Here is a 24,906-nt window from a genome sequence, read left to right on the forward strand (position 1 = left end):
CGTCATCGATCACAACGAAGCTGATTTCCGCCATTGTCGTTTGCCAACTGGCACACCGTCGGCAACGCGATTGATCGCGTTCCCCGGACGCGGCAAGGAGATTCATGCAAGATTCCACCAAGAGCGGCCTTGTCAGCGAGAGCAAGGTTCCTGAAGTCACGCTCGGCTTCTGGATCATCAAGATCGCCGCCACGACGCTGGGCGAGACCGGCGGTGATACCGTCACAATGACGCTGAACTGGGGTTACCTCGCCGGCACGTGCCTGTTCCTGGCGGCGATGATCGTCCTGGTCGCCGTCCAAATCCGCGCGCGCAAATTCAATCCGGCGCTGTATTGGGCGACCATCGTTGCCTCGACCACGTTCGGCACCACGATGGCCGACTTCGCCGACCGCTCGCTCGGCATTGGCTATAGCGGCGGCTCGACGCTCCTGCTCACCTACCTCGTGCTGGTGCTCGGCCTCTGGTATCGCACTGAAGGCACGATCTCGGTCAACAGCGTCAGCACGCCGAGGGTGGAGGCGTTCTACTGGGGCGCGATCACTTTCTCGCAGACGCTCGGCACCGCGCTCGGCGACTGGATCGCTGATACCGGCGACATGGGTTATCGCGGCGGCGCGCTGATCTTCGCAGCCGGGCTTGCCGTCATCGCCGCACTCTATTTCTGGACCCGCGTCTCACGCGTCACGCTGTTCTGGGCTGCGTTCATCCTGACCCGACCGCTGGGTGCGACCGTCGGCGACTTCCTCGACAAGCCGCTCGATCACGGTGGACTTGCCTTGAGCCGGCCACTGGCCTCGGCCGTGATCGCAGTGTTCATGGTGGTCTGCCTGCTGCTGATCCCGCAACGCGCGGGACAGCATCCCGGCGATCACTCGCTCAGCCGAACGTAAACGCATAGGCCTGCACGCCGGGATCGAGGAAGCGGATCTCGAACGTGTGGTCGGCGACGGTGTCCGGCGTGCGGACGAGCTGATAGAGCCGCTGTGTCGTCACCACGCCATTGCCGTCGGCGTCAGCATCCATGCCATGCGCGGCACCGGGCGGCTTGCCGTCGATGGTGATGCGGAAGCGGATGCTGGCGCCTTCGGTGGCGGGGCCGAGCACAAGATGCAGGTCGCGGGCGTGAAAGCGATAGACGATACCGCCCCCCTGCTCATTCAGCTGCGCGCGCTCGGAGCTGACCGTCCAATTGCCGGTGAGCGACCAGTCGTTGAGCTGCAGCTCGCCGGTGGCATAGACGTGGCTCTCGTCCTTCACCACGCCGCCGGGTGAGACGAAATTTTCGCTGCGATCATAGCCGACATAGGTCTCGGGCGATTTGACGTCAGCGCCATCCGAGGCCACGGCCTCCGCACCCGATGCCTTCACCGCGACGATATCGGACGGGATGTTCTTGTTGCCGGCCTCGGCAAGCAGCGTCTGGATAACGCGCTCCGATTCCGCGTACTCGCCTTCACCAAAGTGATGGTGACGGACCTTGCCCTTGGCGTCGATGAAGTAGTGCGCCGGCCAGTACTGGTTCTCGAACGACCGCCAGATCTTGTAGTCATTGTCGATCGCGACGGGATAGCCGATCTTCAACGCCGACACCGCATTCCTGACGTTGGCGACATTGCGTTCGAAGGCGAATTCGGGCGCGTGCACGCCGATCACCACGAGACCGCTGTCGCGATATTTCTCCGCCCAGGCGCGGACATAGGGGATCGAGCGCAGGCAGTTGATGCAGGAATAGGTCCAGAAATCGACCAGGACGACCTTGCCCTTCAGCTCCTCGAAAGTCAGTGGCGGCGAGTTCAGCCACGCCTGCGCGCCGGCGAGCTTGGGATCGAGGTCCTCGACCATGAGCATATCCGATGCATTCTCGCCGGCCGGCTTGGCTTGCATCGAGGGTCCCGTCATCGCGGTCTTCGCGTCCGGATGCAATTTGTCGAGCAGCGCCTGCTCCAGCGACGCCGTGCTGCCGAGCGAGAGATTGGTGAGAAAGCCGGTGTCGAGGCCGAGCGAGATGGCGACGACAGCCGCAAGCACGGCCACGCCGACGCCGCGCCTGATCCATTCGCCGGCACCGATCGAGCGCTTCATCGCGGCGAAGACACGCCCGCCCACGAGCAGAGCCAGCGCCAGCGAGGTTGCGGCGCCCGCGGCGTAAACCAGAAGCAGGAGCGCGGTCCCGACGTTGGCGCCCTGAAGTGCGGCGCCGGTCAGGATCAGGCCCAGCACCGGGCCGGCACAGGGCGCCCAGAGAAAACCGGTCGCAATTCCGAGCACGAAAGGCGCGACGAGGCTGTCCTCGCCCGGCTCGCCCGCCGACTGCGACATCCGCGCGCCGATTGCCACGAGCGGCCGCATCAGCCGATCGGCCAGTTCGGGAAACACCAGCGTCAGGCCGAACACGGCGAGCAGGATCAGCGCGGCGCCGCGCCCATATTGATTGGCCGAGACAACCCAGCCACCGGCAACGGAAGCCAACGTCGCGACCACGGCGAACGCCAGCGACATGCCGATCAGCATCGGCAAGCCGTTCCGCAGGAATGGACGATCGGCGCGCGCCAGCACGAAGGGGATGACCGGCAGGATGCAGGGGCTCACGATGGTCAGGACGCCACCGAGATAGGCGACAAGATAGAGGATCATGAGGCCGCTCTTATCACGGCCTGGCCGATGTGATTTTCACAAGGCCGTTTCTTGCGAGCGCCGTCGACCTTACCGAATGAACGTCGTCAGCGACGAGTAGCGCTTGTTCGGCTTGGACTCGGTCGCCGAGAACTGCGCGAAGGCTTCGCTGACGCGGGCCGCCGGCGGCGTGTCGCTGGCAAAGCGGAATTCCTTCGGCTTCGGCGCGTAGAAGCTGGCGCTGTAATAAGCGTCGTCGAAGCGAGCCTCGCCGACGCCGAACAGTGCGTCGCACACGAACAGGAGCGCGTAGACTCCCGCGACCGCAGCGACGATCTCCTTGAGAATTGACATGCTGATGCCCCGCCTTTTGCAGGCAGGATGCATGTCGGTTCCAAAGCGGACGTTTAAGGCGGTCCGGTTCTTGTCCGCAGGGTTTGCCCCCGCTGAGCCGATTGCAGACAATTTTACCGATCTGAGAAAGAGAGCCCGCCTGACCGGACGGATCAGGCGGGCTCCAGGATTGGCCGCTCGGGAGGTATCAGACGGCCAAATTCATCCAGACAGCCTTGGGCTCGGTGAAATTGTCGAGTGCGGCGGTGCCGTGCTCACGGCCGAGGCCGGAGTCGCGCTCGCCGCCCCAGGGCAAGCGCACGTCGGTGTAGCCATAGGTGTTCATCCAGACCGTGCCCGCGCGCGCCCGCTTGGCGAAGCGCTGCAGCTTGCCGATATCGCGGCTCCAGACGCCGGCGGCGAGGCTGTAGGCCGTGCCGTTAGCGATCCGTAAAGCATCGGCCTCGTCCTTGAACTTGATGACGCTGACGACGGGACCGAAGATCTCCTCCTGCGAGATCCGCATCTCGTGCGCGACATCGGCGAACACAGTCGGCCTGATGAAATAGCCGCGATCCCCGACCCGCTCACCGCCGGTGACGAGGGTCGCACCTTCCTTCCGGCCGATGTCGACATAGTCGAGGATCGACTTCATCTGCTTCTCGGAGATGACGGGGCCGAGCGCCGTCTTGCGATCGAGGGGATCGCCGATCTTGAGCGATTTTGCGCGTGCCGCGATCCGCTGGACGACCTCGTCATAGACCTTCTCCTGCACCAGCACGCGGGAGCCAGCCGAGCAGACCTGGCCGGCATTGAAGAAGATGCCGGAGCGGGCCGCCTTGCTGGCCGCTTCGAGATCGGCATCGTCGAAAATCACGTTGGCCGACTTGCCGCCGAGTTCGAGCGAGACGCGCTTGAAGTTGCTGGCAGCGCCCTTCATGATTCCACGGCCGACACCGGGCGAGCCGGTGAAGGTAACCTTGTCGACATCGGGGTGATTGACCAGCGCGTCACCGACGACACGTCCGGGACCGGTGACGACGTTGAAGACGCCCGCCGGCAGGCCCGCTTCGAGCGCGAGTTCGGCGATGCGCAGCGCCGACAGCGAGGTCAGCTCGGCCGGCTTCATCACGATGGTACAGCCGCAGGCCAGCGCAGGCGCAAGTTTCCACATGCCGATCATCAGCGGGAAATTCCACGGCACGATCGCCGCAACCACGCCGACCGGCTCGCGCACGGTATAGGTCAAGGCATCGTCGCGCACCGGCACGACATCGCCGCTGATCTTGTCGGCCCAGCCTGCGTAGTAGATCAGCGTGTCGACGGCGGCTGGAAAGTCCTGGCGCATCGTCGCCGAGATCGGCTTGCCGGCATCGATCGACTCGATCTCGATGATCTCTTCCGAGTGCTGCCTGAGCAGGTCCGCCCAGCGCAGCAAAATCTGGCCACGCTCGGAGGCGCGCATCGTGCGCCACGGGCCTTCGAAGGCGCGGCGGGCGGCTGCCACGGCATGCTCGACATCGGCCTCGCCACCCTCGGCGACGATGGCGATGACCTGCCCGGTGGCGGGGTTGAGGGATTTGAAGGTCCGGCCCGAGCTCGCGGGGACGCGGCGGCCGTCGATGAGCAGATGCTGCGGCCGGGACATGAACTCGGTGGCCGGCGAATGCGCAAAGTCATATGCAACAGACATCATATTTCCTCCTAATCTGGTATGCCAGACTAGGCACCTAATGGCTGGAGTAAATATGATATGGAGTGCAATTGGACGCCCAACATATGAAGTCAATTTCATAAGGAAAGCGAATGCTTCAGATCGAGATCGAAGCCGTCTGGCGGTTTCGCCACGAGGGCAGCCCACGCACCGCGGTGGTCATGCTGGGCGTGCTCAACGAGATCCGGAAGACCGGGAAGATCACGAGCGCAGCCAGCGACGCGCAGCTGTCCTACCGGCACGTCTGGAACCTGATCGAGCAATGGTCCGAATTTCTCGGAACCCCGCTGGTCGAGACCCAGCGTGGCAAGGGCTCGAAGCTCACGCCATTCGGCGAGCGGCTGGTGTGGGCCGGCGAGCGCATGCAGGCCCGGCTCGGACCGCAGCTCGAAAACCTCGCCCAGGAGCTCGCGAGCGAGATCAAGCCGTTCCTCGAACAGCGACCTTCCGTGATCCGCGTGCATGCGAGCCACGGCTTTGCGGTCGCAAAGCTGCGCGAATTCCTCGACCGCGAGCCCGGCATCGGCGTCGACCTGCGCTATGTCAGCAACCAGCATTCGCTGGTCTCGCTGGCGCAGGGTGCCTGCGATCTCTCCGGCCTGCATCTGCCGCGCGGCGAGTTGCGCGCGCAAGGCATCAACGCAGCCCGCGAGTGGCTCGACCCGCGCGAGGATCGCGTCATCAATTTCGTCACGCGCGAGATGGGGTTGATGGTCGCGCGCGGCAATCCGTTGCGGATCGCCTCGCTTCGCGATTTGACCGAACCGAAGGTGCGCTTCGTCAACCGCGATCACGATTCCGGCACACGTCTCCTGTTCGACCGTCTGCTCGCCGCGCAAGGCATCGACCAGAGCAAGATCAATGGCGCGAAGCAGATCGAGTTCACCCATGCGGCGGTCGCAGCCTACGTCGCGAGCGGCATGGCCGACGTCACCTTCGGCGTCGAGGCCGCCGCCCGCCAGTTCGGTCTCGATTTCATCCGGGTTCTCACCGAAGACTATTTTTTCGTCTGCAAGCGCGCCTTCCTGGAAATGGAGCCGATGCGACGCATCCTCGACATTATCCGCAGTCATGATTTTCAGGCGGCGGTCGCTGCCCTGCCCGGCTACACACTGTCCGACACCGGCGAGGTCTCCGGCGTAAAAGCCTTTCTGGAGATGCACTCCGCGCGATGATGCCGCAAGCGCCGAACCGCTACTGGCGCACGCTGGTGCTCAGCAGGCAGGCCGCGAGTTCGGTGCGATTGTGTACGCCGAAGCGCCGGCACAAATTGGCGACGTGCTCCTTCACGGTCTGATCGGAAATCCCCATCTCGCGGGCAATTTCCTTGTTGGTCTGACCGCGGCAGACCCGGATGGCGACGTCCGCAGACCTTGGCGGGAGCGAGAGCGTCGCGGCCGGCTCACGGACCCGGGTCGCGGCAGGATGGGCGACGATCGCGCCCGCGTTCGTCATGTTGGTCAAAGCCAGCGAGCCGGCCCGACACAGCATCTCCATGCGCTGCCGGGACCGCATCGTGTAAGGCGCGTTCGTGTCGGTCGTCGCCGTAAACAGCACGCCGACGATCTTCTGCCCGCACCACAATGGCCCACCCATGTTGTACGCAAAACCCCACTCGTGCAGCATCTCGAAGGACGGACTGTGCCGCCATTGCAGAGGACCGATCACGGTTTCGCCGTCGACCGCGCGGCCTCGGGTCATGATGCAGTCGAGCACGGGGTCATGCTTCCAGAAGCCGTCTCGGTAATTGTCGAGCAGGCCTTCCGCGACGTGGCGGCTGTAGACCAGCTCCGGTTCGAGCCCATCGAGCAAATAGAGGCCGACAGTCGGCGATCCCGTCAATTCCGTGATCGCCGAGCAGCAGGCGACGCCAAGCGCACGCACCGAGCAGCTCTCGGCGATGGACATCAGCCGATCCGCGAGCTGGCGCTCGGGCAGACCATCCAAATGCTCGGGCTCGGCTCTCACCGCCACTCCTCGCGCGAACGCGACGTGCTCCGGACACGCGCACGCCATTGCCGATTGTTATAGGCTTAAAATTTCTGCCTTGCCTGATCCTTGGTCAAGCGAAAAGAAGCGGCAACGCGCCGCTGTCCCGGCCCAGCTTTGCGGCAAAGCACCATGGCCGATCCCCCCATGCTGGGGGATTGCTGGTTTGGCCGCCTCATCTCTACCATCGCAGCAATCGGGATCGCGTCACGACGCGCGCTTCCGGCAGGGACATCTCGACACCAACGCAAGCCGACCGTCGCGCGCGCCAACTGACATTGGCGCGTTTGGGCGAAGTTTTGCCCGCGACCGTCCCGTCCGCCCCAAATCTTCGCGTCCGCGCGAAGAACCAACCGACCGACCTGGAGACACCAACGATGAGCCCTTCCGTGCAACTCGCAGTCAAACCTTCCGCGACCCCGACGGTGGCCGAGTTCCATGCGCGCCTCGACGCGCTGCTGCCGCTGGTCGAATCCAGGGCTGCGGAGGCCGAGGCACAGGGCTATCTGACTGACGATGTCGTGGCAGCGCTGCGCAAGGCCGGCATCTACACCATGCTGTTCCCGAAGGAGGTCGGCGGCGCCGAGCTTCTGCCTTACGACGCCATGACCGTCATCGAGCGGCTTGCCTACACGCACGCCTCGGCCGGCTGGTGCGTCATCGGCAACAACATGGAAGGCACGACGCTCGCCATCTACATCGAGGACGAAGGCATCAAGAAGGTCTTCGCGGGCGGGCCCGACATCACGATCGCCGGCAACGGCGTGCCGCGCGGCTTCGCCCGACCGATCGATGGCGGCTACATGATCCGCGGCAACTGGGCCTATGGCAGCGGCATTCAGCACGCCGAGTGGGTCCATTCCGGCTGCTTCGTCACCGACGCATCCGGCAAGGACATGGTGTTCGGTCCCAACGGCCAGCCCAAGATCGTGGTCACACACCATCCGCGCGCGACCATCAAGTTGATGGGCAATTGGGACGTGCTTGGCCTGCGCGCGACCGGAAGCTTCGACTACACTTTGAGCGAGGGCGACGAGCTGTTCGTACCCACGCACATGACCTACGATTTCGACATTGGCGCGCCGCGCCGCGGTGGTGTGCAGGGTGCGCTGGGACTGGCAGGCTACAGCGCCTGGGCGCATTCGGCCTGGGCCGTCGGTGTCGGCCGCCGCATGCTCGACGAACTCGTCAAGGTGATCGTCCAGCGCCAGGATCCCTTCGGCAAGTCGCGCGACAGCGCGAGCTTCAAGTTTCAGTTCGCGCAGGCCGAAGCTCGCTTCCGTGCCGCGCGTGCGCTGGTCCACGAAACCTGGAAGGAGGTCTCGGAGACTTGCGCCAGCGGTGAATCCCCGTCGCTGGAGCAGATGACGATGATCAAGCTGTCACTGCGTCACGTCCACGACGTGCTGTCTGATGTCGCCACTTTCGCGCATCGCGCCGCCCGCGGTGCCTCGCTGCACAACACGCCGATGCAGCGGTTCTATCGCGACATTCATTCGGGCACGCAGCACATCCTGATGGCCGACCAGATCGTCGAAGAGTGCGGCCGCGCGCTGCTCGGCCTTCCCGGCCCGGGAGCGCAATGGACCGTCTTCGGGGTGACGGGCTGAGCGGCGATCAGACAACGAGGGCGTCGAAGTGAGAACATCCCGCATCGTTGGCTTCTGCGGCAATAGCTGGCGCCCCGCGAAGTCGCGCGTGCTGGTGGAAGCCGTCGCCGCCGACCTTCAGGCGCAGCATGGACTGGAGACCACGGTCCTCGATCTTGTCGATGCCGGTTGCGGCATCGCGGGCTTCACCCGGGTCGCACTCGATGACAGCGCGCGCGCCGTCGTCGAGGCCATCGAACAGGCCGACGGCCTCGTGATCGGGTGCCCGGTGTTCCAGGGGTCCTATCCCGGATTGTTCAAGCACGTCTTCGACCTGATCGAACCCAGCGTGCTGCGCAACCGCCCGGTGCTGCTGACCGCCGTCGGCGGCGGCCTGCGCCACTCGTTGGTGGTCGAACACCAGCTCCGCCCTCTGTTCGGCTTCTTTGAAGCCTGCACCGTTTCGACGGCGATCTACGCCAGCAGCGGCGAGATCGTTCCGGGCGAACCGCTTGCGCCAATGACGGCGGCGCGGCTCGCCAACGCCGTCGAACAATTCGCCTCGCTTCTCGGCGGTCGCCAGGCAGCAGCCGCATGATTCACGAACGCCCGGCCCTGCCGACGCCAACCGGAGACAACCATGCTTGATACCGTCAACCCCTCTCCCAATCTCACCGGCTTCTCGCGCGCGGAACATACGATCAACGGCGTGCGCACCGTCGTCCACAGCATCGGAAGCGGCCCGGCGCTCGTATTCCTGCACGGCACCGGCACCTTCACCGGCTTCGAGATGGCGCGCGATTGGGCGAAGCGGCACACGGTCATCATCCCCTATCATGCGGGCTTTGGCGACTCCGGCGACGCCGAGACGATCGACACCGTCGAGGATCACGTCCTTCATTACATGGATCTGTTCGACAAGCTTGGTCTTGCGCAATTCGACCTCGCCGGGTTCTCGCTCGGCGGATGGCTTGCCGCGGAGTTCGCGATCCGTCAGCCGCATCGGGTCCGCAAGCTGGTGCTGGTTGCGCCCGCCGGTCTTGTAGTCGGAAGCGCGCCCGCGCCCGGATTGTTCGAGATCGCACCGCAAGAACTGCCCGCCTATCTCGCGCACGATCCGGCCGCGGCACTCCGTTACTTTCCCAAGGCGTCCGACGCGGCTTTCGACGCCCGCCTCGGACGCGAGGTCACGGGCTTTGCGAAGCTGATCCGCAGCGAACCGCAAGGCAATCCCAAGCTCGCGCACTGGCTGCATCGGATCACGATGCCGACGCTGGTGCTGTGGGGTGCCGCCGACCGTCTGCGCCCGACCGCCCAGGCAGAGGCCTGGAAAGCAGGACTCCCCGACGCACGCGTGACGCTGGTGCCGGCGACCGGTCATCTCGTGTTCGAGGAAACGCCGTCGTCCGCGCACTACGTCACCGACTTTCTCGCCGATTGATCCCGCACACATCAGAGGACAGCACCATGATCGAGATGCCTCCGGGCGTGACCCCGGCCAAGGAAGGCTTTGACAACGTCATCTGGAACATTCTGGGCCAGACCTACACGCTGAAACAGCATTCCGAGGCGTCGATGGCCTGGCATGCCGTTTTTCCGGATGGCACCTTCGTGCCGCCGCACGTCCATCCGACCCAGGATGAGTTCATCTATGTGTTGAGCGGCCGCTACGACCTCTGGCTCGACGGCAAGGACTTGGTCGCCAGGGCCGGCGACCTCGTGCGCATGCCCAAAGGCATCCCCCACGGCATCTTCAACAAGTCGGGCGAAACCGCCACCAGCCTGTTCTGGGTCGCACCGACGCGGTCGCTCAAAGAGCTGTTCGAACGCATCCACAATCTGCCCGATCCGCAGGAGGTGGTGCGACGTGCCGCCGAGCACGAGGTGAACTTCCTGCCGCCGCCTGCCTGACGCCGCGCCGATTCCCACCAACACGCAAACCGCGAGAACCGATGATGACCACGCTGACAACAACTTGGACGACCATCTCCGAGAGCGACCGCCGTCGGATAGCCCGGTGGCAAAAAGGCATGCTGGCGCTCGCCATCCTCTGCGAGATATTTCTCGCCGCGGACTGGTATGCCTTCGCGGCCGTACTGCCGTTCGTCTCCGAGAGCCTCAAGCTCAATCCCGCCGAGGCGGGGCTTGCGCAAGGCATCTTTGCGCTGACCTACGGCATCGGCATGGTGGTGTGGTCGCCGGTCAGCCGGTCGATGACGGCGCGCAACATGCTGCTGATCGGGCTTGCGGGCACCGGCATCGGCATGGTGCTTCAGGTGTTCGTGCAGAGCTACACGCAGCTCGTGATGCTCCGGCTCGTGATCGGCTTCTTCGACGCCGGCATCTTCATCGGCAACATGAAGCTGATCTTCGGCTGGTTTCCACAAAGTCGGCGCGGCTCGGTGGTCGGCATCATCCTCGCCGCCTACAGCCTCGCCATCACCATGGATTTCGCGCTCGGCATCCCCCTGACGATCGCGACCGGCTGGCGAACCTTCTTCGCCGTGCTGGCAATCGGCACGCTGCTCGTCGCGGCAGTCGATGCACTCGTCGTCCGCAACAATCCGCGCGAGCTCGGCCTCGACGGCTTCACCTGGGGCAACGAAACACCGCAGGAGCATCTGCCCCTCGGCGAAATATTCCGCTCGAAATGGATCGCGGTCGGCGGCTTCGGCATCGTGGCCTGCACCTTCGCCATCGCCGGCACCGCCACCTGGGTGGTGCCGGCCTTCATCACCGTACAGCACATGGCTCCGGAGGCCGGCGCAGTCATCGGCACCGTGATGGGGCTGTCGCAGGTGCTGTTCCTGGTGATTGGCGGCTACATGTCCGATCGGCTCGGCAAGCCCTTCATGATCAAGCTCACCGCATGTCTCGCTTTCCTGACCGCGCTGATGTTCCTGTGGAGCGTGGTCACTCCGATGTCGTTTCCGATGCTGGTGCTGTTTGCAGCGCTCAGCGGCATCGCCCTGCTGGGCGGCGGCGCGATCTTCTCCCTGCTCAGCGAAAAATACTCCGATGCGCTCGCACCGGCCGCGATCGGATACGCCGAGGTGTTTGGCATCTTCTCGGCCTTCGTGGCACCCTGGATGATGGGTGCCATTATCAACGCCTCCGGGGGCTCGTTCACCGGCGCCTTCATCGCTTTCGCGGTTGTCGAGCTCGTCATCGTCGGCGTCCTGGTGATCCTCGCCCGCGACGACGTCAGTGAGGGCGCGGTGGTCGGAAGCCCCGCGGAGTAAGGTGCAGCCATCAAGGGCACGGGCTGAAGCCCGTGCTCTGCGGACTTTGACGAAGGTCCATCTTCCGGGAAATCTGGCGCCTCACCTTGTCCGCCGCGGGCAAGAGTGGCAATCTCGCGACGAGTGGGCCAAGAGACTTCAACATGTCGCGCGCAAGCGCCAGATCCCTTCCCCAGCTGAGCCTTCGCATCGACCTCGACGGCGAGGATCGGATCGGACCCGGCAAGATCGAGCTTCTGGAGCAGATCCGCGAGCAAGGCTCGATCTCCGGGGCCGGCCGCGCCATGGACATGTCGTACAAGCGCGCCTGGGATCTCGTGGACGAGATCAACCGGATCTGCGGACATCCCGCGGTCGAGCCGCAGGCCGGCGGCAAGAACGGCGGCGGCGCGATGCTGACCCCGTTCGGCGAAAAACTCGTTGCGCGCTACCGGAAGATCGAGCGCGACGCCGCGCGCGCGGTGCACAAGGATCTGGAAGCGCTCAAGAGCGACATCGCCCACTCCCGCAAATCCTCATAGCGGTCAATTCGGATCGAGCGCGCCTGAGCGGCGCGATCATTGCCGCCAGCTATTCGTCCTTCAGCGCCGCGATGACCTGCTCGCCCGGCACGGTCAGGCGATAGGTCACCAGCGGACGGCTCGATGGCGGCTGGCGGTCGGTCTCGACAACGTAGCCGCGCACCATCAGCGCTTCGAAGCTGCCATAGTAGCCATACATGCTGATCTGGTTCTGCTTCAGCACTTTGAACTCGCGCAGCACGCGGATCTCGTTGCCCGAGAGCAGCGAGCGGCGGACGCGCTGCACGAAGCTCGCGCGCTGCTCGAACCAGGCCGCGTCGGGCAGCTCGCGCGAAGACGGCGCGGCGTCGCGCTCACAGGGGCGCACCTCGACATCGGCCGTCGCCGCCGGCAGCGACGGCATGCTGCTGCCAACCGCTTCCCTCACGTCGTCGAGCAACGCGATCGGCCAGCGCCGCTTGTTATCGACCATGACCGGCGCCGGCACGACATTGTCGCGCACCAGCTGCTCGAAGCGGCCGGCGGTCACACCGACATAGGCGGCGGCGCGGCGGCGGTCGACGAGACGGGTGTCGGGCCCGTGCTCCAGCTCGCCAGCGATCATCTCGTTCACCCCAAATCCCCTACCGCATCATTGCGGGCGCGTCGCTGCGCGGGCCCGGCAGGCCCGTCAGCACGTGACACTAGGGTGAAATCAGCGCTCTAAGAAGGCAGATAATTTCGTACATATTGCTGCCGTTTCGGCAACAGCTATAGTCTGGCCGGGGGTCCCATGCGCTTTCACTCACCTTCCATCCAGTACTTCCATGCCGTCCGCCGCGCCGGCTCGATCCGCGCTGCGGCGCGCGACCTGAACGTTGCCTCGTCGGCCGTCAGTCGCCAAATTCTCAAGCTTGAACAAGAAGTTGGATCGCCCCTGTTCGAACGGAATGCGCGCGGCCTGACCCTCACGACGGTCGGCGAGATGCTCGCCCGGCATGTCATGAACGTGCTGCAGGACCTCGACCGCTTCCGCTCGGACGTGGCGTCCCTGTCCGGCGCCTGGCACGGCACCGTCAGCATCGCCTGCATCGAATCCCTCACCGAGTCGGTGTTGCCGGATCTGATCGCCTCACACCGGACCCGGGCCCGGCGCGTCAGCTTCACCGCTGAAGTCATGGGATCGTCCGACGTGCTCGAAGCCTTGCGCCGGGGTGAGGCCGATATCGGCATCGCCATCGCGCTCAAGCATCCGCCCGACCTGCGACAGGTCGCGCTGAAACGGTTTCGCCTCGGTGCGCTCGTCGCGCGCGAGCATCCGCTGGCGCGTCGCAAGACTGTGACGCTGGCGCAATGCCTCGCCTTCCCCGTCATCCAGGCGCTGCCGGAGCTGTCGATCTACCATTTGCTGCAGCCCTTGATCGCGCAGCTCTCCGAGACGCCCGAGCCTGCGATTCAAGCCAACTCGATCGACCTGATGCGCGAGCTCGCCGCGCGCGGCGTCGGCGTCGCCTTCCAGACCCAGCTCGGCGTCGGCCGGCTGTCGCGCGACGCGCAACTCGTGTTCCTGCCGCTCGACAATGCCGGCAGCCCGGTGTGGTCGGATCTCGGCATCTATGTCCGCGCCGAGCGTACCCTGCCCGCTTTCACCGAGTCCTTCCTCCAGGAACTCGTACGCGAGCTCGGCGAGCGCGAGCGGCGCGAGAACGCGGCATATCCGCAAATGGCATGACGTTTGGCGAGACACCCTCCGAGACGCTGGCGCGGAGCCGGCGCCTTGGATCAGGCCGGGCTACGCGTTCAGGCGTGACCGTTCTCCTTGCGGTGCCCGCTCTCGCTGAGGCGGTCGACCCAGGCGATGCCGATGGCCGAGATGATGAAGGTCAGGTGGATCAGCACCTGCCACATCACGCCGGTCTCGGTGAAATTGCTGCGCGTGGTGCCGAGATTGCCGGCCTCGATGAAGGTCCTGAGCAGCGAGATCGAGGAGATGCCGATGATCGCCATCGCCAGCTTGATCTTGAGCACGCTGGCGTTGACGTGACTGAGCCATTCCGGCTCGTCCGGATGGCCGTTCAGGTTCAGGCGTGAGACAAACGTCTCGTAACCGCCGACGATCACCATCACCAGCAGGTTCGAGATCATGACGACGTCGATCAGGCCGAGCACGACCAGCATGATTTGCTGCTCGCTGGCGTCGAACGAGTGCGCAACCAGGTGCCAGAGCTCCTTCAGGAACAGCAGCACATAAACGGCCTGCGCAACGATGAGGCCGACATAGAGCGGCACCTGCAGCCAGCGCGAGCCGAAGATCAGCTGGGCGAACGGGCCGATTTGCGGCCGCGTCGCGGCCGCCGTCGAAGGTGCTTTGGGTTCAGACGACATCGGTCACTCCAGAAAAACGAAAGCAGGACTTAGAGGCTTGCGATGACAGGCGCGAGCTCGAGCGAGCCGCGATAGATCATCTCGAAGGCGACGTAGACGATGATGGCGAGGCCGACATAGGCGATCCAGCGCTGCTTCTGGAGCACGCGGCCGAGCAGATCGGCGGCGACCCCCATCAGCGCGACTGACAGAACCAGGCCGAAGACGAGGATGTAGGGGTGCTCGCGCGCCGCGCCCGCAACCGCGAGCACGTTGTCGAGCGACATCGACACGTCGGCGGCAACGATCTGCAACGCCGCCTGCGTGAACGTCTTGCGCGGCGCCGGCGCGGCGCTCGCGCCACCGGCATGACTGAATGCGAGCTCATTCGCATGCGCAGCCTGCTCGCGCAGTTCGCGCCACATCTTCCAGCACACCCAGAGCAGCAGCACACCGCCGGCGAGCAGCAGGCCGATCACCTGCAGGAGCTGGGTCGCGACACCGGCAAAGACGATACGTAGCGCGGTCGCAGCCACGATGCCGACGACGATGGCGCGACGGCGCTGATCGGCCGGAAGGCCCGCGGCCGCGAGGCCGATGACGACGGCATTGTCGCCGGCGAGCACGAGGTCGATCAGGACGACCTGGAGCAGCGCAGTCAGCGCATCGGCGGTGATGAATTCAATCATGATTGATCATTTTTCGGAACTGACGGATCCAGCCAGTGCGGCTTGCGGTGCTCGATCCAGTCGAAGACCTTTGAGCGGGACTTACGCAGCGCCGGCACGTCCTCGGCGAGCAGCGCGAGGCCGAGCGGCAGCATCCAGATGCCGAGCACCGGCAGGAAGGACAGCACGCCACCGACGACGAGCAGCGCGCCCGAGGGAATCCGAACCCAGCGGCTGGACGGTTGCAGGAGATAGTCGACGGTGCCGGCAAGGCGCGGCGGCAGCCGATGAACGAGCGCGTCAAGCCGCGGATCGCCACCGGCCGGTTGGCCGCTGGCGTCCTTGGAGCTCGTCTTTTGCTCGTCCGAAGCTGCGCTCATGCTCACGCCTTCGCGGCGGCATCGACCGCAACCGGCCCGACCGGCTTCGCGCGCGGCAGCACCAGCGTCAGCAGGCGCAACAGCTTGATCGCCTGCACTTCGTGCGGATGCACGTCCTGGTCCGCGGCCGCGACGCGCTCCGACAGCTCGATGAGATGAGACGACAGCGGCAGGTCCGAGACCGGCCGCAAGGTTTCGATCACCACATTGGCGAAATCGGGCTCCTCGAGCCGTTCGGCGAGTTCGTCGAACATCGCAAACAGGCGCTCTTCGCCGATGTGCGGCGCCAATCCGCGTTCCCTGATGAAGCGGATCACCTCGTCGCGCTCGACCGGCGACACGTGCCGGTCCGCCACGGCGACCAGCGCGCCGGCGATCACCAGCGCCACCGCAGCCTGCTCGTTGAAGCTGCGCGGCTCGGTGATCTCGAGTTCGATCGGGTGGGAAGTGGTGGCGTCAGACATCGTCGCTCCTCATTCTTGCGAAATGGCCGCGCGGAGCTGCGATGAGGACGATTTGGTCGGAGGGAACTTGAGAAGGCCCGACGATCGGCCGATCCATCGCATTCGCGCGGGACAGGTCATCCGACATCGCGAGGTTTTGCTGACATTGTCAGCGTCCTCGCCAGAGGGGCCCGGATTCTTGTTCTCTCCAGACATAAAGCCGGGTGAGCCGGAATCAAGGCGACAACAGTGCGACCAGCCGCCGCAGCGGGGTTCCAGGTTGCTGCCGCGTGTCCCGGAGGCGCTGCGCTGCGTCCGGGGCGCGAGACCGTCGTTGAAGAGCACAGACGCTACGTCGTTTGCTCCACGAGATGCGCACGCGTCGGTGACGGATCGAACCGATCCCCAAAATATTGCGTTTCGTGCGCCACCAATCCGTCGCGGAATTCCATGATGCTGACGACGTAGGACGGCACCTCGTCATAGGTCAGCACGAACTCGCTCACCCAGAGATCACCGCCGCCGACGATCCGTCGGACCGTGAAGCGCTTCTTGTTGGGCTGCACGAAGCGGCTCTGCTGAATGTTCCGGCGGCCGCGAATAATCTCGCCGGACTGCGGATAGTCGAGCACGGCGTCCTCGCGATAGATGTCATGCTCGGCCTCGAAATCGTTCGCGTCCGAAGCGTCCCAATGGCGCTTGAGGGCTGCCAGCGTGGTCTGGTCATCCATCGCTATCTCCCGACTTGCGGTTTCAGCTCTCTAAATCAGAGCGCAGACAGCCTCCGGCAAGGCCCTCTAGCAAAGTCTAACAACGCCTAACGCACCAAAGCCACGATCTGGAGGCAGATTGACGGTGCAGCGATCCGGAATTCGCCGGGTGGCGCCGGGATGATCACACCGGGAAACAAGCATGGCACGTTTGCTGTCCGTCAATGTCGGCCTGCCGCGCGATGTCGCCTGGCAAGGCCGAACCGTCCATACCGGCATCTGGAAAAGCCCCGTCAAAGGCCCGCGCCGGGTACGCCAGCTCAATATTGACGGCGACGGCCAGGGCGACACCGCGGGTCACGGCGGCGAACAACGGGCCGTGTATGTCTATCAGGACGGATCCTATCGCTACTGGCAAAAGCATCTCGGTCGCTCGAACTTCGTCCCCGGTCAATTCGGCGAAAACTTCACCGTCGAAGGCCTCGCCGACAGCGACGTCTGTATCGGTGATCGTTACAGGATCGGCTCTGCCCTGTTCGAAGTGACGCAACCGCGCGTCACCTGCTACCGGCTCGGCATTCGCATGGAGGAGTCAGACATGGCCGCGCTGATGGTCAAGCACGGCCGGCCCGGCTTTTATTTCCGTGTGATCGAGGAAGGCGACGTCGAGGCCGGCGATGAGATCGTTCAGGTCGCGAGCGGGCCTGAAAGCATGAGCGTGTGCGAGATCAACGCACTGCTTTACCTGCCTCCTCACCCGCGCGAGCGCCTCGAACGCGCGCTGCGGATTCCGGCGCTGAGCGGCGGATGGCGTCATTCCTTCGGAGCAATGCTCGAGCAGACTACACCAGCGGGAAATGCCGGGCTCGGCCCCGCGGCGAGCCCGCCTCCGGCATGGCGCGGATTCCGGCCGTTTCGCGTCGCGCGCAAGATCGTCGAAAGCAGCAACGTGACGTCGCTGATCCTCGAACCATCGGATGGACATCCCGGAGCCATCGCCCTGCCCGGTCAGTTCGTCATCATCAGGCTCGGACCTTCCACCACGCCTGCGATGATGCGCAGCTATTCGCTGTCGCGCACCTCCGATGCGGCGTCCTATCGTCTCAGCATCAAACGCGAAGCGCACGGCGCCGCCAGCGCTTACATCGCCGACGACCTCCGACCCGGCGACCTCGTGCAGCTCGGTGCGCCTCGCGGCAGCTTCACGCTGCGAGAGGGCGCGCGGCCTGTCGTCCTGCTGAGTGCCGGCATTGGCGTGACGCCGGTGCTCGCCATGCTCCACGCGCTCGCAGGCGAGGGATCACAACGAGAAATCTGGTGGCTGCACGGCAGCCGCAACGGCCGCGAACATGCCTTTGCCGGCGAGGTGCGCGAGCTCCTGGACAGGCTCGCTCACCATCACAGTCATGTCTGCTACAGCACGCCCGATCCCGGCGATCGCCCTGAGGTCGATTTCGACAGCGCCGGACATCTGGACTTTCCCCTGCTCAAGCAACTCAATGTGCCGCAAGACGGCGACTTCTATCTCTGCGGACCGGCCAGCTTCATGAGCGACCTCACGAACGGTCTTCGCGCATGGGGCGTCGCGCCCGATCGCGTCCACACCGAGTTGTTCGGCGCGAGGCCATCGCTGACGCCCGGCATCGCGGTTACACCGCGGACGCCCGCGCATGTGCCGGCCGGCGTACCGGGCCCGGGACCCATGGTGTCCTTTGCGCGCAGCGGCCTCAATGTCTGCTGGGGACCGTCGTATGCCAGTTTGCTCGAACTGGCCGAAGCCTGCGACGTCCCTGTGCGCTGGTCGTGCCGGACGGGGGTATGTCACAACTGCGAAAGCGGGCTCGTTGCGGGCGACGTCAGCTATCAGCCCGATCCGCTCGACGCACCGGCGGACGGAAATGTCCTGATCTGCTGCTCCCGGCCGCAGAGCGACACCGTGATCGATCTTTGAGGCACAGGAGAGTCCTATGCGAACAGACATGGTCCCGGGAGCAACCTTCCCGGATTACGAGCTGAGCGATCACACCGGAAAGCACCGCAAGCTCTCGGAGTTGCAGGGCAGCGATCCCATGGTCCTCGTGCTCGGCCGTGGCGGGTTCTGCCCGAAGGACCGCCGGCAGGCCGAGGGGTTGCTGCAACTCCATCGCGAGATGGAGGTGGGCTATTGCCGGATGGTCACGATCACCACCGACAACATCACCCAGACCAACGAATATCGTAGCGGCGTCGGGGCGCACTGGCCGTTCCTCTCGGACTCACGGCGCATCGTTCAGAAGGATCTCGACATCGCCGAATACACCGACCCTGTGCACAATCCGATGATTCCCTACGTGGTCGTGCTGGAGCCCGGCTTGCGCATCCACAAGATCTACAATGGCTACTGGTTCTTCGGCCGCCCGACCATCGAAGAGCTTCGCCAGGATCTGAGAGCCGTCAGCATGGCGTGCCGTCCGGATTGGGACATCACGGCACCCGGCCTCAAAGCGCAATGGGACCAGGGCCACAAGGACCAGTTCTATCCCTACGGCAAGTCTTACGTCGAAACGCTCGGCGAACAGGATTAGAACCACATTCCAACCTCGTCGGTCCGGACAGAACGCCGGCCTGGAATGTGGATGATGCAGAAGAGAACCAATCCCGGCCCCCGCGCCGGCCGCATGGGCGCGCGCCGCATCTACGAGGCGCTGCGCGATCAGATCATGTCGCTGGTCTACGGCACTGACGGCCTGCTGCCGTCATCGCGGGCGCTGGCCGACGAGATGGGCGTGGCGCGTTCGACCGTCACGATCGCCTATGAGCAGCTCGCCGCCGAGGGCTTCATCGAGACGCGCCACGGCGCCCGGCCGCGCGTGGCGCGCGCGGTGGTGCAGCGCGGACGCACCCGCGCGACTTCCCGGCCATCGACCCGCAAGGCGCGGCTGTCGGCCTTCGGCGAGCGACTGCGCCTGGACCCGCCGCGCTGGATCGTGCCGCCGCGCGGGCTTGTTGCGAACTTCCGCTATGGCGAGCTGTCGCCCTCCGACTTCCCGGTGCTGGCCTGGAAGAAGGCTGTGACCGCTGCGATGGCGCGCAAGCCCGAGCGGCTCGCCTATGACGATCCCAGCGGGTCGCCGCGGCTGCGGACCGCGCTTCAGGGCTATCTGTGGCGGTCGCGCAGCGTCCGCTGCGAGGTCGACCAGATCGTCGTCGTCAACGGCTCGCAGCAAGGCCTCGATATCTGCGCGCGCCTGCTGCTTGATGCCGGCGACCGCTTCGTCATGGAGGATCCCGGCTACCAGATGGCGCGTCACACATTTGCAGCGACCGGCGCCGTCGCGGTGCCGATCCCGGTTGATAGCGACGGCCTTCAGACCGAGCGGCTCGACGGCATCGCGGCCCGCCTCGCCTATGTCACGCCATCGCATCAATATCCGCTCGGCGGCGTCATGCCGATCGGGCGCCGGCATCAATTGCTGGCGTGGGCGCGCAAGAACGACGCTTGCGTGATCGAGGACGATTACGACAGCGAGTACCGCTACGACACCAGGCCGATCCCGCCGCTGCATGCGCTGGAGGGCAGCGACAGCGTGATCTATCTCGGCACCGTCTCCAAGACGCTCTCGCCGACCTTGCGGATCGGCTATCTCGTCGTGCCACCGGGCTTGCGATCCCTGTTCGCTGCCGCCAAGCAGATCATGGACCGGCACACGCCGCTGATCGAACAGGAGGCGCTTGCCGCGATGCTGGAGAGCGGCGCCTATGACAGCCATGTCAGGCGCGTGCGCCGGCGCAATGCCGAACGCCAGCAGGCGCTGCTCGATGCCCTTCGCCGCCGCTTCGGCGATCGCATCAGGATCGAGGGCGCGGCCGCTGGCCTGCACGTGGTGGCCTGGTTCGACGATTTGCCGCCAAAGCACGAGGATGCATTGATCAACGCGGCCCGCGCCAAGGGCGTCGGCATCCATCCGGTCTCCGCGCTGTTCGTCGGGTCCCGAACCCGGAAGTCGGTCGGCCTCGTCATGGGTTATTCGGCGCTGGAAACCGCGCAGATCGAACGGGGCTGCAAGCTTCTCGCGCAGGCGGTCGCCGAACTGGACTGATGAAATTATAAAAAACTGGCAGTTTATTACAGTCCAGATTGCCGCTATCTCCTTAGCCAGAACGGAGACACGCCATGTATATCCCCCCGGCCTTCAAGGACGACGACATCGAGAGCATCCGCGCGACCATTCGCGCCGCTCGCCTTGCAAGCCTCGTCACGGCTACTTCTGAAGGTCCGGTCGCCACGCCCCTGCCGCTGGTCCTCGACGAGAGCGAGGGCCAGCATGGTGTGCTGTACGGACATGTGGCGAAGGCCAATCCGCAATGGAAGCTGCCGCCGATCGGCGATGCGCTCGCGATCTTTGGCGGTCCCGACGCCTATGTGACGCCGTCCTGGTACGCGACCAAACAGGAAACCGAAAAGGTCGTGCCGACCTGGAATTACATCGCCGTGCATGCCTATGGCCCCGTGGAATTCTTCCACGAGCCGGAGCGACTGCTCGAAGCCGTGACGCGGCTGACCAACAGGCACGAAGGCGTGCGCGCAAAGCCGTGGGCGGTCAGTGATGCGCCCGCGGATTTTATCGCCGCACAGCTGCGCGGAATCGTTGGCGTGCGCATCCCGGTGGTGCGGTTCGAGGGCAAGCGCAAGATGAGCCAGAACCGGCCCGAGGCCGATCGCATCGGCGTCGCAGCCGGGCTCGCGGCGAGCGAGAACGCAGGCGATCGCGAGGTCGCGGCTCTGATTCCGACTCCAATCTAGTCTCCGACCTCTTTGCGCAGCCGGTGGGCGTATTCTGCGCCCCAGCCGAGACCGAGGGTCACGGAGATGAGCGAGCCGAGCAGCACGCCGAATTTTGCGGCGTCCAGCAGTCTGTCGTTGGTAAAGGCGAGCATGGCGATGAAGATCGACATGGTGAAGCCGATGCCGGCCAGCAGCCCGATGAGACAGACGCCGGACCATGTCACGCCCGGCGCGAGCCGGCATCCACCCGCGCGCACCGCGAGCCAGGTCGCACAGATCACGCCGATCGGCTTTCCCGCGCAGAGCGCAAGCCCGATGCCGAGCGTCACGAACTCGACGCCGCCGGTGAATTCGGCGTTTCTGAGATCGACGCCTGCGTTGGCCAGTGCGAACAGCGGCATGATGGCGTAGGCGACCCAGGGATGGAGCGCCGTCTCCACGCGAATGACGGGCGGCACGATCTCGGACCGCGCTGAGCGGACTGGCGTGATCAAGCCGAGCACGACACCCGCAAGCGTCGGATGGACGCCGGCCATGAGGAAACCCGCCCAGACAACGAAAGCTGGCAGGACGTAGGCAAACGCAGAGCCGAAGCCGAGCCGTTGAAACCCGAGCGCCATGAGCACGCCGAGCGCGGCGACGATGAAACCGCTGAGATCGACCCCGCTGCTGTAGAACAGCGCGATGATGAGAACGGCGATGATGTCGTCGATGATGGCGAGCGCAAGTAGAAACACCCTGACGTTGGCGGGGACCGATCGTCCGAGCAGCGCGAGCACGCCCACCGCAAAGGCGATATCGGTCGCGGTCGGTATCGCCCAGCCCTGCTCGCGTCCTGCAACGGCGTTGAAGCTCAAATAGATCAGCGCGGGAACGATGACACCGCCGACAGCCGCAAGCACTGGAAGAATAGCCTGATCGAACCTGCTCAGCGCACCTTCGTAGAGCTCGCGACGGATTTCCATGCCGACGACCAGGAAGAACACCGTCATCAATGCGTCGTTGATCCAGAAATGCAGAGGTCTGACGAAGGCGAACTCGCCGAGGCGAAGCGCAATCGGCAGGTTCCAGATGTCATGATACGAATGGGCAAAGGGCGAATTGGCCCAGAGCAATGCGGCAGCCGCAGCCACCAGCAGCACGACGCCGCTGACGGCCTCGACGTGCAGGAAACGCTGGAACGTGTTGAGCGCTCGCTCGACGAAAAACGGAGACTTGGGCAGGTGCCTGCCGGGCAGCTGATCATTCATGGGCGCACACGCATCCGGCGTGGCGGCCCGACCATCGCTTGACCTGTCACTGCCACATGCAGTGAACACCCGTCGCTGTTCTACACGGCGAGAGCGTTAAGGCAACCCTGCTCCGTGCGAGTCCGCTTCGAGCAAGTGGTTGGAACCGCGACGAGGTGAAGATCGTTGGTGCACCTCACGACACTTTGCTGCCCGAGCTGTTCGAGAGCAGGCGCGAGTACGACCATTATGTCGGCGCGCTGCAGCGCTCCGGCGCCGCCATAGCGCCCGCGCAAGCTTCGCCAACGAAAATATCTCGTCTGAACTTGCTACGCCGTAGGGGAATGAATGACTGACATCACCTGGTGCGCCGGTTGCGGCCACAGCCTGGTCCCGATCCTGTCCGAGAAGGGCCTGACATCGCCGAACTGCTTCTGGTGCGAGAGCGTCGACGCCCGAGCCATGGACATGGCGAAGTGGGCGGACAGCCCGGCCGGCAAGCCGGACCGTGCTGCGCCTCACTCGTTTGACTGAGCTGCCCTCCGCGTCAAACCCTCGCCACCAGGCGTGGACGGAACACAGACGCGACGGTCGGGACAGCAGCAGCCAGCTTTCGCGCCGACCGGCGCCGCGGGATGAAGAAGCTGTTGACGAGGATCGGCTCGTTGTCGCCGAGCGCGGTTCGCTCCTTTACCAGCCCGCTCATGACCGTGCGCATCTTGATGACTTCCTGCGCCACGAAGCTGCAGTCCTCATCGCGGTTGATCTGCTCATGCATGATCGCTTCGGCCTCGCGCATGCTGACGCGGAGCGCCCTGATCGTTCTGCGGATGTCGTTGATGCGGTTGTCCATGGCTGCCTCCATCTCGGTCACAGCATAAGAACAAAACATGAACATATTGTCAATCGCCGCGGCGACTAAATGCGACGTCACCGCCCCTCCGCCGCCGCTGCGACTGCACGTGCACTGCCAAGACTTGCCGACAAATTAGACAAGTCGAGCCGTAGGCCCGGAAGCGCAAGGCCCTAGCGCTGCGTCGGAGGGACAAGCCAGGCGGGTGATCTAACCTCCCGTGCAACCACCGGATTTCCTCCTGAACAGCCTCGACGCGTCGTCGCGCCGGGCCCGTTTGCCGACCGCGAACCAATTGGCCCAAAATTCGCAACGATGTCGCAAGCGAAGCAATGGCGCAGAGCGGAGAACGTCATGAACGTGCATGCTGCGGGCGATCTCAAGACGACCGGCCTCACCCATCCGAACGGCGCGCCGCTCCGCCTTAACACCCGGGATTTCGTCGCGATCGACCGCGACCGAAATGCGAAGTTCGAAGCGACGTATCGTCCGCAAGCGCTCTACAATCGCGCCAACGAAGGCTTTCACGCCAACAACGAAACCTTCCTGCTCCACGAAGTCGCGACGAACCTGCCGATCTATCGTCCCGACACCGGCCCCACTGACTTCCATCTGCATCTTCCGCCGGGCGGCTTTCAGCTCGTGCTAGTCACCTCGGGCGCCTTCACCTTCGACTATGACGGGCGGTTCTACAATGTCGGCCCCGGCGCAGTGATGCTGCAAAGTGCGATCGTGCATCGCCAGCTATTCTACACCTGGTCGGGCCTGTCGACCGACGAGAACTTGAAGACGCCGCAGACGGTGGTGCCGGATCCGATCTCGATGGGTTATTCGGGCAAATTCCTCGAAGCCTTCATCACCGATCCCACCACCTTTCCGAATCCGACCATCGTCGGCCCGGATCAGATCAACGAAGACGAGACGCCGCGGGTCGCCTGGAGCCACCCCCTGCATGATCGCCCGGCCAATGCAGGCTTCTGGCTTCAGGATCCGCTGGCGCTAGACGCGCTTTTCAAGCCGCTCGTCGACAGCCCCGTCAAATCCGCCCTGACGGTCTACGTACGCGATATCGGGATCGAGATTCCCAGCGGCCATCTCGTCACCGGCCACATCATCGCGACCGACCCGCGTGGCCACTCGCTGCTGCCGAAGAGCGCGTCGATCGCTGCGGACCCCGACTGCTTTGCCAAGGGCGAGGTCGTGATCTATCGCGTCATTCGCGGCACCGCCGAATTCAAGCAGAAGGCGGGCGAGACCTTTGAACTTGCAGCTGGCGATGTGGTGACAGCCGGCAAGGATTCCATCAGCCTCGCCGGCGTCGGCGAAAACACCCAGGTCCTGCGACTCGGTCTCCTGAAAGGCATCAACGATCTGCGCAGCTGGACGCCGACGCAGCGCGACGAGATCGACGGCCTCGCCGGCCAGATCATCACGCAAAAGGACATTCGTCCGCTGCGCACCGAAGGCAAGCCGGTCGGATATCTGTACGGCTAGCTAAAGCGTTTTCGAAC

27 protein-coding genes are annotated in these 24,906 nt (G+C 64.6%); 15 read left to right on the forward strand and 12 right to left on the reverse strand.

What is annotated here, in order from left to right; genetic code table 11:
- The first annotated feature begins 104 nt into the window (after positions 1-104).
- Positions 105-893, forward strand: a complete 789-nt coding sequence (locus K3F49_RS10795) for a COG4705 family protein (RefSeq protein WP_234680904.1) — start codon at positions 105-107, stop codon at positions 891-893.
- Here K3F49_RS10795 and K3F49_RS10800 read toward each other — a convergent pair.
- The 3 genes from K3F49_RS10800 to K3F49_RS10810 form a co-directional block, all read right to left on the reverse strand.
- Positions 880-2,637, reverse strand: a complete 1,758-nt coding sequence (locus tag K3F49_RS10800) for a cytochrome c biogenesis protein DipZ (protein ID WP_234680905.1) — start codon at positions 2,635-2,637, stop codon at positions 880-882. The genes K3F49_RS10795 and K3F49_RS10800 overlap by 14 nt on opposite strands.
- Before the next feature lie 69 nt (positions 2,638-2,706).
- Complete coding sequence (locus K3F49_RS10805; RefSeq protein ID WP_234680906.1) at positions 2,707-2,970, reverse strand: hypothetical protein; 264 nt, start codon at positions 2,968-2,970, stop codon at positions 2,707-2,709.
- A gap of 187 nt (positions 2,971-3,157) precedes the next feature.
- On the reverse strand, positions 3,158-4,642 hold the full coding sequence (locus tag K3F49_RS10810; protein WP_234681419.1) for an aldehyde dehydrogenase family protein: 1,485 nt from the start codon (positions 4,640-4,642) through the stop codon (positions 3,158-3,160).
- A gap of 113 nt (positions 4,643-4,755) precedes the next feature.
- Here K3F49_RS10810 and K3F49_RS10815 point away from each other — a divergent pair, with 113 nt between their 5' ends.
- Positions 4,756-5,838: a substrate-binding domain-containing protein gene (locus K3F49_RS10815; protein WP_234680907.1), complete on the forward strand. Its 1,083-nt coding sequence runs from the start codon at positions 4,756-4,758 to the stop codon at positions 5,836-5,838.
- A gap of 19 nt (positions 5,839-5,857) precedes the next feature.
- On the opposite strand, the gene K3F49_RS39380 is transcribed toward K3F49_RS10815, so the two are convergent.
- The gene (locus tag K3F49_RS39380) at positions 5,858-6,631 is read right to left on the reverse strand and encodes a response regulator transcription factor (RefSeq protein ID WP_234680908.1); all 774 of its coding nucleotides are present in this window, start codon (positions 6,629-6,631) and stop codon (positions 5,858-5,860) included.
- Positions 6,632-7,029: 398 nt separating this feature from the next.
- Between K3F49_RS39380 and K3F49_RS10825 the strand changes: the two genes are divergently transcribed.
- The 6 genes from K3F49_RS10825 to K3F49_RS10850 all read left to right on the forward strand — a co-directional run bounded on the left by K3F49_RS10825 (position 7,030) and on the right by K3F49_RS10850 (position 12,004).
- Positions 7,030-8,262, forward strand: coding sequence for an acyl-CoA dehydrogenase family protein (locus K3F49_RS10825; protein WP_234680909.1), 1,233 nt, complete (start codon positions 7,030-7,032; stop codon positions 8,260-8,262).
- 28 nt (positions 8,263-8,290) lie between these two features.
- On the forward strand, positions 8,291-8,839 hold the full coding sequence (locus K3F49_RS10830) for an NAD(P)H-dependent oxidoreductase (protein WP_346657313.1): 549 nt from the start codon (positions 8,291-8,293) through the stop codon (positions 8,837-8,839).
- 42 nt (positions 8,840-8,881) lie between these two features.
- Positions 8,882-9,682 carry an alpha/beta fold hydrolase gene (locus K3F49_RS10835; protein WP_234680911.1) on the forward strand — a complete coding sequence of 267 codons (801 nt, stop codon included), beginning with the start codon at positions 8,882-8,884 and terminating at the stop codon, positions 9,680-9,682.
- Positions 9,683-9,708: 26 nt separating this feature from the next.
- Positions 9,709-10,152, forward strand: a complete 444-nt coding sequence (locus K3F49_RS10840) for a cupin domain-containing protein (RefSeq protein WP_234680912.1) — start codon at positions 9,709-9,711, stop codon at positions 10,150-10,152.
- 44 nt (positions 10,153-10,196) lie between these two features.
- Positions 10,197-11,483 carry an MFS transporter gene (locus K3F49_RS10845; RefSeq protein WP_234680913.1) on the forward strand — a complete coding sequence of 429 codons (1,287 nt, stop codon included), beginning with the start codon at positions 10,197-10,199 and terminating at the stop codon, positions 11,481-11,483.
- Between the two features lie 143 nt (positions 11,484-11,626).
- Positions 11,627-12,004, forward strand: a complete 378-nt coding sequence (locus tag K3F49_RS10850; protein ID WP_234680914.1) for a winged helix-turn-helix domain-containing protein — start codon at positions 11,627-11,629, stop codon at positions 12,002-12,004.
- Between the two features lie 49 nt (positions 12,005-12,053).
- Here the strand turns inward: K3F49_RS10850 and K3F49_RS10855 are convergent, their stop codons facing one another.
- A complete protein-coding gene (locus K3F49_RS10855; RefSeq protein ID WP_234681420.1) occupies positions 12,054-12,608 on the reverse strand; it encodes a hypothetical protein in 555 nt (184 codons plus the stop codon).
- 168 nt (positions 12,609-12,776) lie between these two features.
- On the opposite strand from K3F49_RS10855, the gene K3F49_RS10860 reads away from it, so the two are divergent.
- Positions 12,777-13,715, forward strand: a complete 939-nt coding sequence (locus tag K3F49_RS10860) for a LysR family transcriptional regulator (RefSeq protein ID WP_234680915.1) — start codon at positions 12,777-12,779, stop codon at positions 13,713-13,715.
- Between the two features lie 68 nt (positions 13,716-13,783).
- Here the strand turns inward: K3F49_RS10860 and K3F49_RS10865 are convergent, their stop codons facing one another.
- The 5 genes from K3F49_RS10865 to K3F49_RS10885 all read right to left on the reverse strand — a co-directional run bounded on the left by K3F49_RS10865 (position 13,784) and on the right by K3F49_RS10885 (position 16,569).
- On the reverse strand, positions 13,784-14,368 hold the full coding sequence (locus K3F49_RS10865; protein ID WP_234680916.1) for a TIGR00645 family protein: 585 nt from the start codon (positions 14,366-14,368) through the stop codon (positions 13,784-13,786).
- Between the two features lie 29 nt (positions 14,369-14,397).
- On the reverse strand, positions 14,398-15,036 hold the full coding sequence (locus tag K3F49_RS10870; RefSeq protein ID WP_234680917.1) for a TerC family protein: 639 nt from the start codon (positions 15,034-15,036) through the stop codon (positions 14,398-14,400).
- Positions 15,033-15,395 carry a hypothetical protein gene (locus tag K3F49_RS10875; protein WP_234680918.1) on the reverse strand — a complete coding sequence of 121 codons (363 nt, stop codon included), beginning with the start codon at positions 15,393-15,395 and terminating at the stop codon, positions 15,033-15,035. Before K3F49_RS10875 ends, K3F49_RS10870 begins: the two co-directional genes overlap by 4 nt.
- A gap of 2 nt (positions 15,396-15,397) precedes the next feature.
- Positions 15,398-15,859, reverse strand: coding sequence for a TerB family tellurite resistance protein (locus tag K3F49_RS10880; protein WP_234680919.1), 462 nt, complete (start codon positions 15,857-15,859; stop codon positions 15,398-15,400).
- A gap of 329 nt (positions 15,860-16,188) precedes the next feature.
- Positions 16,189-16,569: a nuclear transport factor 2 family protein gene (locus K3F49_RS10885; protein WP_234680920.1), complete on the reverse strand. Its 381-nt coding sequence runs from the start codon at positions 16,567-16,569 to the stop codon at positions 16,189-16,191.
- 181 nt (positions 16,570-16,750) lie between these two features.
- Between K3F49_RS10885 and K3F49_RS10890 the strand changes: the two genes are divergently transcribed.
- The 4 genes from K3F49_RS10890 to K3F49_RS10905 all read left to right on the forward strand — a co-directional run bounded on the left by K3F49_RS10890 (position 16,751) and on the right by K3F49_RS10905 (position 21,331).
- Positions 16,751-18,499 carry an MOSC and FAD-binding oxidoreductase domain-containing protein gene (locus K3F49_RS10890; RefSeq protein WP_234680921.1) on the forward strand — a complete coding sequence of 583 codons (1,749 nt, stop codon included), beginning with the start codon at positions 16,751-16,753 and terminating at the stop codon, positions 18,497-18,499.
- 16 nt (positions 18,500-18,515) lie between these two features.
- The gene (locus K3F49_RS10895) at positions 18,516-19,112 is read left to right on the forward strand and encodes a redoxin domain-containing protein (protein WP_234680922.1); all 597 of its coding nucleotides are present in this window, start codon (positions 18,516-18,518) and stop codon (positions 19,110-19,112) included.
- A gap of 51 nt (positions 19,113-19,163) precedes the next feature.
- On the forward strand, positions 19,164-20,627 hold the full coding sequence (gene pdxR, locus K3F49_RS10900; RefSeq protein ID WP_234680923.1) for a MocR-like pyridoxine biosynthesis transcription factor PdxR: 1,464 nt from the start codon (positions 19,164-19,166) through the stop codon (positions 20,625-20,627).
- A 74-nt stretch (positions 20,628-20,701) separates the two neighbouring features.
- A complete protein-coding gene (locus K3F49_RS10905) occupies positions 20,702-21,331 on the forward strand; it encodes an FMN-binding negative transcriptional regulator (RefSeq protein ID WP_234680924.1) in 630 nt (209 codons plus the stop codon).
- On the opposite strand, the gene nhaA is transcribed toward K3F49_RS10905, so the two are convergent.
- Positions 21,328-22,563 carry a Na+/H+ antiporter NhaA gene (nhaA, locus tag K3F49_RS10910; protein ID WP_234680925.1) on the reverse strand — a complete coding sequence of 412 codons (1,236 nt, stop codon included), beginning with the start codon at positions 22,561-22,563 and terminating at the stop codon, positions 21,328-21,330. The two genes, K3F49_RS10905 and nhaA, sit on opposite strands and share 4 nt — an antisense overlap.
- Before the next feature lie 327 nt (positions 22,564-22,890).
- On the opposite strand from nhaA, the gene K3F49_RS10915 reads away from it, so the two are divergent.
- The gene (locus K3F49_RS10915; RefSeq protein ID WP_234680926.1) at positions 22,891-23,076 is read left to right on the forward strand and encodes a hypothetical protein; all 186 of its coding nucleotides are present in this window, start codon (positions 22,891-22,893) and stop codon (positions 23,074-23,076) included.
- A 13-nt stretch (positions 23,077-23,089) separates the two neighbouring features.
- On the opposite strand, the gene K3F49_RS10920 is transcribed toward K3F49_RS10915, so the two are convergent.
- A complete protein-coding gene (locus tag K3F49_RS10920) occupies positions 23,090-23,395 on the reverse strand; it encodes a hypothetical protein (RefSeq protein WP_234680927.1) in 306 nt (101 codons plus the stop codon).
- 354 nt (positions 23,396-23,749) lie between these two features.
- Between K3F49_RS10920 and K3F49_RS10925 the strand changes: the two genes are divergently transcribed.
- Positions 23,750-24,889, forward strand: a complete 1,140-nt coding sequence (locus K3F49_RS10925) for a glucuronate isomerase (RefSeq protein ID WP_234680928.1) — start codon at positions 23,750-23,752, stop codon at positions 24,887-24,889.
- Positions 24,890-24,906 lie beyond the last annotated feature (17 nt).

It is taken from the genome of Bradyrhizobium monzae (genome assembly GCF_021458635.1).
Classification (GTDB): domain Bacteria; phylum Pseudomonadota; class Alphaproteobacteria; order Rhizobiales; family Xanthobacteraceae; genus Bradyrhizobium.